The organism is uncultured Ruminococcus sp. (genome assembly GCA_902785355.1).
GTDB lineage: Bacteria > Bacillota > Clostridia > Oscillospirales > Acutalibacteraceae > Ruminococcoides.
The window spans coordinates 115,732-124,756 of sequence record CACZYF010000003.1 but is presented as its reverse complement, the minus strand read 5'-3'; the positions used below and the strand labels follow the sequence as shown (position 1 = coordinate 124,756).

General features: G+C 39.8%; 4 protein-coding genes. 2 read left to right on the top strand and 2 right to left on the bottom strand.

The window, feature by feature from the left end; translation table 11 throughout:
* Nucleotides 1-1,672 (bottom strand): group II intron reverse transcriptase/maturase (gene ltrA, locus R2I50_RS01515; protein ID WP_316607312.1); only part of this gene is annotated, 1,672 nt, incomplete at its 3' end.
* Nucleotides 1,673-3,232: 1,560 nt separating this feature from the next.
* Here ltrA and R2I50_RS01510 point away from each other — a divergent pair.
* Complete coding sequence (locus R2I50_RS01510; RefSeq protein ID WP_316607311.1) at nt 3,233-5,878, top strand: leucine-rich repeat protein; 2,646 nt, start codon at nt 3,233-3,235, stop codon at nt 5,876-5,878.
* Nucleotides 5,879-6,439: 561 nt separating this feature from the next.
* Here the strand turns inward: R2I50_RS01510 and R2I50_RS01505 are convergent.
* A complete protein-coding gene (locus tag R2I50_RS01505; protein WP_316607310.1) occupies nt 6,440-7,018 on the bottom strand; it encodes a TetR/AcrR family transcriptional regulator in 579 nt (192 codons plus the stop codon).
* Between the two features lie 353 nt (nt 7,019-7,371).
* Between R2I50_RS01505 and R2I50_RS01500 the strand changes: the two genes are divergently transcribed.
* On the top strand, nt 7,372-8,862 hold the full coding sequence (locus R2I50_RS01500) for a hypothetical protein (RefSeq protein ID WP_316607309.1): 1,491 nt from the start codon (nt 7,372-7,374) through the stop codon (nt 8,860-8,862).
* The last annotated feature ends 163 nt before the right edge of the window (nt 8,863-9,025 follow it).

Genomic DNA, 9,025 nt, shown 5'->3' with positions numbered 1-9,025 from the left:
GTAGCTTATGGTGACAATGGATATCCTCAATATCAAGGACTGTTCCAAGAATTGCACATTTGCCATACTGAGCCGCATAGAGTGAGATTTTATTATCTGTAAACTCAATGCTTTCTGACCTTTGATAGCTATATAGCAGTTGCTTCATAACCCATAGGACATAATCATCAAATTGCAGATTTTTGTGTATCTCGGCTCTGCCGTTTTCTGTATATTTGCAAACACTTTTCTTTTTATACATGGGATTCTTGGTTTGCACGTATCCGATTGGCACTAATGGTCTATCATCAACAAATCTGATTTGCTGACTTCCACCATACCTTTCTTTTATGTGCTTGCTGTTTATAACCCCTTGTTTTTTAACCCTGTTTCTAAGCCTGTTTTTAATAACCGTGCTGATACGTCTCTGAATTATGTCGCAATCAATATTGACGTGCGTGGCATACCTATAGTAGTTTTGAACACCCTCAACCATCTGATTAAACTTCTGCATTTCAAATACAGCCTGTCCTTTATCTTTTGGTCGTTGGATCTTCTTAACTTGCTCTATAAGCTCATTGGTGACCTTCTTTACAGCCTTATCTCTCATGTGAGAGCGAACAACATATTTGGTGCCCTTTTTGACTGCTTTAAGTTTGAAGCCAAGAAATTCAGAATAGTGTCGTTTGAGATTTACAACTTTGCTTTTACCTTCTGAGATTTGAAGTTTCAGCCTATCTTGTAGCCATAGCTTGACAGCTATGAATACTTTGTCAGCGTCACTGCGTTTTCTACAGAAAATTTTAAAGTCATCAGCATAGCGGACTATATACATTTCTTTAAGGTTAGTCTTTCTGAGTGCTCTATATGTGCTACCAATGTTAATTGCACCATTTTTGTTGACTCCAACATAATAGCTCTTATTAGTTGGCATGATTTCCCATTGAGAGGATATCCACCAATCCAGTTCATTGAGTACAATGTTGGATAACAGGGGCGATAATATGCCTCCTTGTGGAGTTCCGCGTGTAGGGTGTACAATTTCACCATTTGGCATTACAATAGGGGCTGTCAGCATAGTCTTAATAATGCAGATAAGTTGTTTATCTCTGATTCCCATAGTCCACATCTGTTTGATTAGCTTGTTGTGATTGACATTATCAAAGAAACCTTTGATATCAATATCCACCACAAAATGCAATCCTTGCTGTTGTATCATACGATAGCATTGTGCCATGGCATTTTCTGTTGACCTATTAGGTCTGAAGCCGTTGCTTCTTTCATGAAACTTGGCTTCACAGATTGGCTCTAGCACTTGCAGAATACATTGCTGTACTAATCTATCCATAATAGTGGGTATTCCTAACGGACGTAATTTTCCATTAGATTTAGGGATTTCAACACGTTTAACAGGTTTTGGTTTATAATAGCTTAGTTTTCTTTGCACAATCTCAACATATTTATCTGTTGGAATAGACTGTATGTCTTTGATTGTAGCTTTATCAGTGCCACTTGTATTACTTCCGCTGTTTCTCTTAATGTTCCTATATGCTAACCTAATATTCTCAGGTGCAGATATGATATCCATAAGGTTTTGGAATATCTTACCTTTTTGACTGTCAGCATACAATTCATCAAAGATAGACTGCATATCGTAATACTCATTATGGCGTAGCTTTGCAACTTTTGTCATAGGCAACACTCTCCTTTCGGGAGCATTTTTCTTTGTCATACTCGAAGCTATGAACTTATCTACCTATAACTACTTGTATAACTATGACTGGTGGCTGTTCCTCTGCTCTCATTACAAGAGCTTCTCAGGTCGTGCCACCACTCTCACAGTCATTAAAGGTGCTTATATGATTCGTCACCACCACTACTGATGAAGTAGTGTTAGACTGCTTTCCACGTTCCGATAATCCTATCTGTGCATATATAACCGTAGGTTCTTGCTTTGAGCCTGTTAGCTGGATAATGCCTGTAACATTATATGGTATTTCATAAGTATCATTCTTACTTTACCACACTAACTACCATTTGCAGGTAAAGACACATTTCTATGCCTCTTGAGTTTAGACCCGTACATTCGCAATTTCGTCAGAACATTTTCGTTCATTCTCACCATAGTTATTTTATAGACCCCCGGCATATAGGTAGCATATCCCACTTCTGGGACACTTTCCACAGCTTAACCTGTTTGGACTACTCTCTGCCGACTTCACCGAGCTTCTGACCCTTGTATTGTTACAAACGCCAGTCGGAGTATTAGGGAAGGCGTTTCAGGGCGTTACCCCGTCATTCCACCTTTTGGACTATCAGTTCTCCTAATAAATTAGTGAACTTTTACGTTCTTTTATTAGTGCCTAACCTTTTCAGTTAGGAACGTGTCGCACAATACTTCTCAATCGTTCTCTTTTATCCTTCATTTTTAATTCATTTGAGCAAAAAGACAGCCTCCAAATCGAGCGAATTTGGAGGCCTTTTTCATGGCTTTTCAGAGGGTACTACTAAAATGATGCTATTTCAATACTATGAGCAAAATTTTGGGCGATTTCGGAGCCGATTTCAGACGGCTGATACTGAAATCAGGGCAAAAAAATAATGACCAAAACATCACTGTTTAAGCCATTCTTACGGTATAAAGGGCAATAAAAAAGGGTCTCCTCTTGAGCCTTTGGAGACCGCTGCTCTACCAACTGAGCTATACCCCTATGTGTATTTGATTGAACGAAGAAGTGGAACGCCGACTACAAGACTAAAGCATGCGCGCATGCCGCTTTCTTTCGTGCGAGAATTAGTATATCATCGAATGCTGAAAATGACAAGATAAAAATGAAAACTCTGTTGATTATCCCGGGCAGATTCTACAGGTTTACGGCGAGAAAAGAGATTTCAGCAAACAGATCGCCTTATTTGTTCCCTTTCAAGAGCATTTCTTCCCTTTCAGCGGATAAAACCAACTTTTTCTCCATGCGGCTATTCTGCGGCTAAAGTGATATTTCGTATGTGCAGAATAACTAAAAGAAGATGCATAAATTTGGATTGCATGAACTTCCGGAATATGGTAGAATAAGGTTGCGACGTAATTAAACATTTTTCCACTATGAAGTGCGTGTATTTTTATTTCGGTAAAAATACAGGCTCTCTTTCACGTACTTTCATAGTGATTGATAAATTGCGTCGCAGCAAGAGCTGTGTGTTTTTCGTGCGTAGCTCGTTCACGCGGGTTACGCATTTTTTATAAGGGGGACTTATGATGAAAAAGAAAATAGTTTCTATAGTGTTGATACTGACTATATTGTTATCTTTATTTGCAGTTGTTCCGATTACCGTAAAAGCTGAAACAAGCGGAAAATGTGGTGATAATGTCTGTTGGAATCTCAGTGATAATGGAGTATTGACCATAAACGGATCGGGTAATATGTATGATTATTCTGCATACGGCACTAGGGCCCCTTGGTATAGCGAACGCACTTCAATAACAAGAGTAATAATAGAATATGGAATAAATAATATTGGTGGATGCGCATTCATACATTTAGAGAATTTGACTAATATATCTATTCCAAGCAGTGTAAACAGCATTGATAAAGGTGCTTTTATTGGTTGTAAGAATCTCGAAAGTATAACAATTCCGGAAAGTGTTATCAGTTTAGGGAAAGAAGCGTTCGCTAGTACAGGTTTATCATATGTAAGAATCCCAGATAGTGTAATTGAAATGGGCGATGATATATTTAAAAACTGTGATAGACTGACTGAAGTTTATTTGCCTAATTGTATTACGACAATACCACGATTTGCATTTCATGGTTGCAATAGTCTTATAAATATCGTTATCCCCGAAAGTGTAAATCGCATTGAAGATTATGCTTTTTCTATGAGCTCATTAACAAGCATAAACATTCCTAAGAACGTTGACTATATTGGGAGTGAAGCGTTTGCTAATACCAAAATTTCAACTATAGTTATACCGGACAATGTAACACAGCTAAAATCTCAAGCCTTTTTTTGTTGCGGTAAACTGAAAAGTGCTGTAATTGGAAATGGTGTTACTACTATAAGTTACGGAACATTCCAAGGCTGTTCAAATCTGGAGAAGCTATCTGTTGGTATAGGTGTTAAAACGATAAACTATAATGCATTTGAATACATATACAATCTAAATGTTGTTTATTATGCAGGCAGTGCTGATGATTGGTCACAAATCGACATAGATTATTATCTAATGGGGAATAATTGTCTGAAAGATGTTACGAAGCACTATAATTGCTGGTGGATTACTGATTCACAGTTAACGGTATTAGGCGAAAGGTTCAGTCATAATCTATCTTATTATGCAAATATTTGGGACTCAACCCAATACAATCCCGAACTCGCTCACTTGATGATGACTTTCGCAAATGCGGCTTATGATCCTGTTAAGGTCGGACAAGGGTATCTGGATTTAGGTTTATCGCAATTTGAACCATATAATTATTTCAATTACTATAGCGTTTATGGTACCGAAAAAGTTTGCTACAGCATAGCTTCAACAGTTGATAACGACGGAACGATTTGTTTGTTAGTGACTTTAAGGGGTTCCGGAAGTATCACAGATATTTCTCAGGGTACATTAGATTGGCTTGGAAATTTGGACGTTGACTCTGCGTTTCAAATAGGATATCAACCTCATAAAAACTTTAATTCTGCTGCTGCGCACGTATATAAGGGAATAGATACGTATTTGTCAGCAAAATACAACACAAGTATCTCGGAAGGCTCAAACATAAAATATTTTGTCACAGGGCATAGTCGAGGTGCGGCGGTAGCTAATCTAGTCGAATATATGCTGGAGCCTGAAGTAGGAAAACAAAACCTTTACGGATATAATTTCGCTGTGCCTGATACGGCAAAAATCAGCGATCAAACGAATGTAAAAGGCTTTGATAATATATTCAATATATCAAATCTCCAAGATCCCGTGAGTTATGTACCCGGTCATATAGTGGATGTGTTAACGTCTGTCAAACAGTGGCTTGCTTCGGGGCGTGTTGAGAACAAATGGAGAAAGTGGGGCGAATCTGTTTGGTTCAGCGATGAAAACGGAGCGATCGACGCTGCCGCACATTCTCCTACACGTTATCTGGATTATATGAGAAGTCGTAAATCAATCAGCACCTACACAGAAACGCCGAAATTCCATGATGAATGGAAAACATCTGGCTGGGGTCCGTTTATGAAAGTAGAGTATAAGTTGTATGCAACTTACTGCCCTGTCGATGTTGAAATGGTTGATGAAAACGGTAAAGTGGTTGCTTCAATAATAGGCGGTGTTGTCGATTATCATGATTCACATTTCGGTGAGGTAATTGTTACAACAGTTGACGATCATAAAATGTTTGCTGTCCCCAGCGATAAAAACTACATACTGAAAATGGTTGGAAATGATGTCGGAACTTTAGATTATTATGTCGCTAAAACAGATATTTTGGGAGATGATACATCAATCATTAAATCGTTTGAAAATGTTGCTCTGGATAAAGATAAAGAAATGTTAGGAGCTTTAGTGAATGTACGAAATGAAGATGATAACACGATTCAGCAAGAAGAAAAGCTTCTGTTACTAGAGAATGATACAGAAGCAGGAGTAGAGATACTGCCTAACGGAGAGGAAAAGGAATGTGTTAGCAGGTTCGTACTCGGCGACGTAAACAATAACGGCGATATTGATATTACCGACGCTACCTTCGTTCAACGAAAGCTTACCAAGATCGATACGCCATACACAGATGAGATACTGCAACAAGGTGATGTTGACGGTAACGGTACACTGGAATTAATGGACGTCACAGCGATTCAGTATTATCTAAATCAGATGAGTATTCCTTATTTGATCGGAGTTAATGTATATACACAATAATATAGCTCACAGCAGCGGGGTTGAGGCGAACGTCTCCCCCCGCTGTTCGCATTTGTCGAGATATTTTTCCTCTGCCGATACAGACTCGGAGTATAACTCAAAACGCAACACAGACGATTTGTGAGCACCTATGACGGTAATTCCGTCAGGTGGTTACAGATCATGTGCTGCGTTCTTTTTATGAAAAAACGCCGTTTTTATTCTCTGATAGAATTATACACTTTCAAAGTCCCGTTACCGGCTGCTGCAAAAGTTTATACTGAGTTCGTGGAGTGCTAAACGTGTCGAGTACATAGGGTAGGGGAGAAGTGTCGTTTTTCTTTCAATAAAACTTGGCAGAAGCTATGGTGTGACGAAAGGTTAAGAGTGGTATATACTTAGGTATATACCTCCGGTTTCGCCTTTGTGTTACGACGGCCTTCGCTGGCCGCCGAACAAAGCGAATGCGGGCTAAGCCCGCACCTCTTTCATTCCTTTTTCTGCTGTTTTAATTGAGAATCCTGTTGACGAATGGAGGCATGTTTGTTTATAAAAACATCTTGTCGCATGACACACCGAATCTTATGTTTGCTGACTTCTCAAATACGCATGGATACTTTTGTCAAGCTCGGACAGCGTTTTAACGATATATTCCTGCGGGTATTCAAGATCGGTCGTAACCCAATCGGCTATCACGGCAAAACAGCCGTTCACATGATAGCGAATGACGCAGGTTAAAACACTTTCGGGATAATCGGGTCCAAGCTGTTCCGATAAAAACAAGGCCTCATATCCGATAAACAATTTGAGCAAGTTTTGATAAAGACGGCTTGTGTTGTGAGGGCTGAATATCATTTTGAAATAAACGGTATGTTCCGACACATAGTTTAATATATCATAATAAAACGTCGCGGGCGGTTTTTCATCGTGCTGAGTCAACAGGACGCCTACTTCGCTTAAAATGATTTTTGTCAGCTGCTCATAAACATCATAAATATCCAGAAAATGCTTATAGAAGGTGACGCGGTGAATATCTGCCTTGTCCGAGATATCCTGAACGGTAATATGGCGGATTTCTTTTTCGGTCATAAGCTCCGCAAGCGCCGTAAAGATGGCGTTCTTAGTTTTCATAGTTCTGCGGTCGGGTCTTTTTACAGCCATTAAATCAACTCTCCCTTCTGTAACCGATTAGATTATAGCATTAACTGTTGCAATTATCAAGTTGACTACAATTTATTCATTTCTGTAAATTATGCTACGTCTGCCTGTAAATGTGTAAATTAGGCTACAAATCGCGACTTGATTGAATATTGTTTACTTTGAAAAAAATAATATACTATAAGTGTAATGATTTCTAGGGGGCGTTAACTATGAAAAAGAATGGTATCAAAACAAGAATTATCGCTACATCCTTATCCGTAATCACAGCTTTTTCAGTATGCTCAGTCGCAATTACACCGGCTTCGGCTAACGTAGTAACAGGGGCTCCGGTTTCCGAGAACATAGCGGGTAGTATGGCAAAGACCGCCTTCGGGTACATCGGCAAAACATTACTTAACGCAACAGGTATGAAGCTTGCAAATATGGCAATCGGTCCCGTATTTAACCTTATTTTCGGTTCGGAGGACGATCCTTCAAATCAGGATGTTATTGATGACATCGATAAGCAGGCGGCTGAAATCAAGGCTAAGGTCAACGAGGTTCTCGCCGAGGTTCAGACCCTTTCGGAAAAAGCGAATAAGTATCACAGCGAAGAGATGCGTCAGCTTCAAATGATTGATTCTAACATCAGCACGATGGAATTCAGAAAGCAAACCGACAAAATAGCCGAGGATTACGCTAATGTTCTAAAGCGTATCTCTCAGCACAAGGATAATTTCACCTGCGATGGGATGGGTAAGCTCAACAACACCACATACAAAGCTTACAAGGAAATCATCAACGACCCCGTTTGCAGCGTAAGCAATCTGCAGGCCGATTTTGACGCGATGCTCAGCTTCCTTAAGGGCGAGCGCAGCGCCAGCAATCACGAAAATGGCTATCAGCAGCTTACATCCTACCTGCTTGACAGGGTTATTGCCGCCGACAAAAACGAGCACAGCTATACAAATACACCCGATTACCACAAGGTTATCAAGGGTATCAACGCTGAGATAACCTCTATGGAGGAGCACGCCATCCTTGACTTTTTTGCAATCAATGTACTGAACAATATGGCAAAAAAAGTAAAGGAATATGAAATCGACAATAACATCATTTCAGTAAATGCGGATGAAGCGCCTTATACAAAGTATGAGAATACAGCTTCCGAAATGCTCCAAAGCCTCCGCGCTATGGACGCTGTTTTTACAAAAGTTATCGAGGATAACAATAACAAGATTCTCGACGTTGCTCCCTACACACTTAAAACCAAAAATCTGAATAAATACACTGCAGAAAAGGGCTGCAGAAGCTTTATCGATGCTTGGTCGCAGGGTATTGACTCGATGTGTGATTTTACAATCGACTCCAACGGAAGATTTATAACCGTAAAAGCTGACGCAAAAAAAGGCTACAAGCTTGACGATAACGTAAAGGGCATTAATTCAAGCGGCGGTTTTGAGGTCCCCGAGCGCAGAAAGGTAGAATTGAATCTCGGCAGAGATAACTCGAACGGAAGCACATTTGACTCTACCGCTAAGTCCGACCTCAACACCTTCTCGGTTTCAAGCAACTCTGATTTTACACTGACCTATACTTTCGTAAAAGGAGGCTGCCACGCGATTTATGTCCCGGACAACGCTGAGAATGCAAAAATATACCATAACCGCGGCACCATATACGCCACAACAGGCTCCGCGATCTGTATCAGTTCCGGCGCAAAAAACACCAATGCAACGATCATCGGTGATTACAATTATGACTGCGCTGACGGATTTGAAGATAAGGGCAGCAATACAACAAAAGGATATATCATCTTCTTTAAAATCGATCCTCCAAGCGACAAACCCGACTGGTACACCTGATTGTCCGACATAAAAGCATAATAATTGAAACGATTGACATCAATGGGCGCTCTCTTTCATTGAGAGCGCTCTTTCTTTGTATGAAATCACTAAAAATCTGCAAGATATTTGGCATATCGGTCGATTGTATCGGACGCGGATTTTCTGTATAATGATAATATCT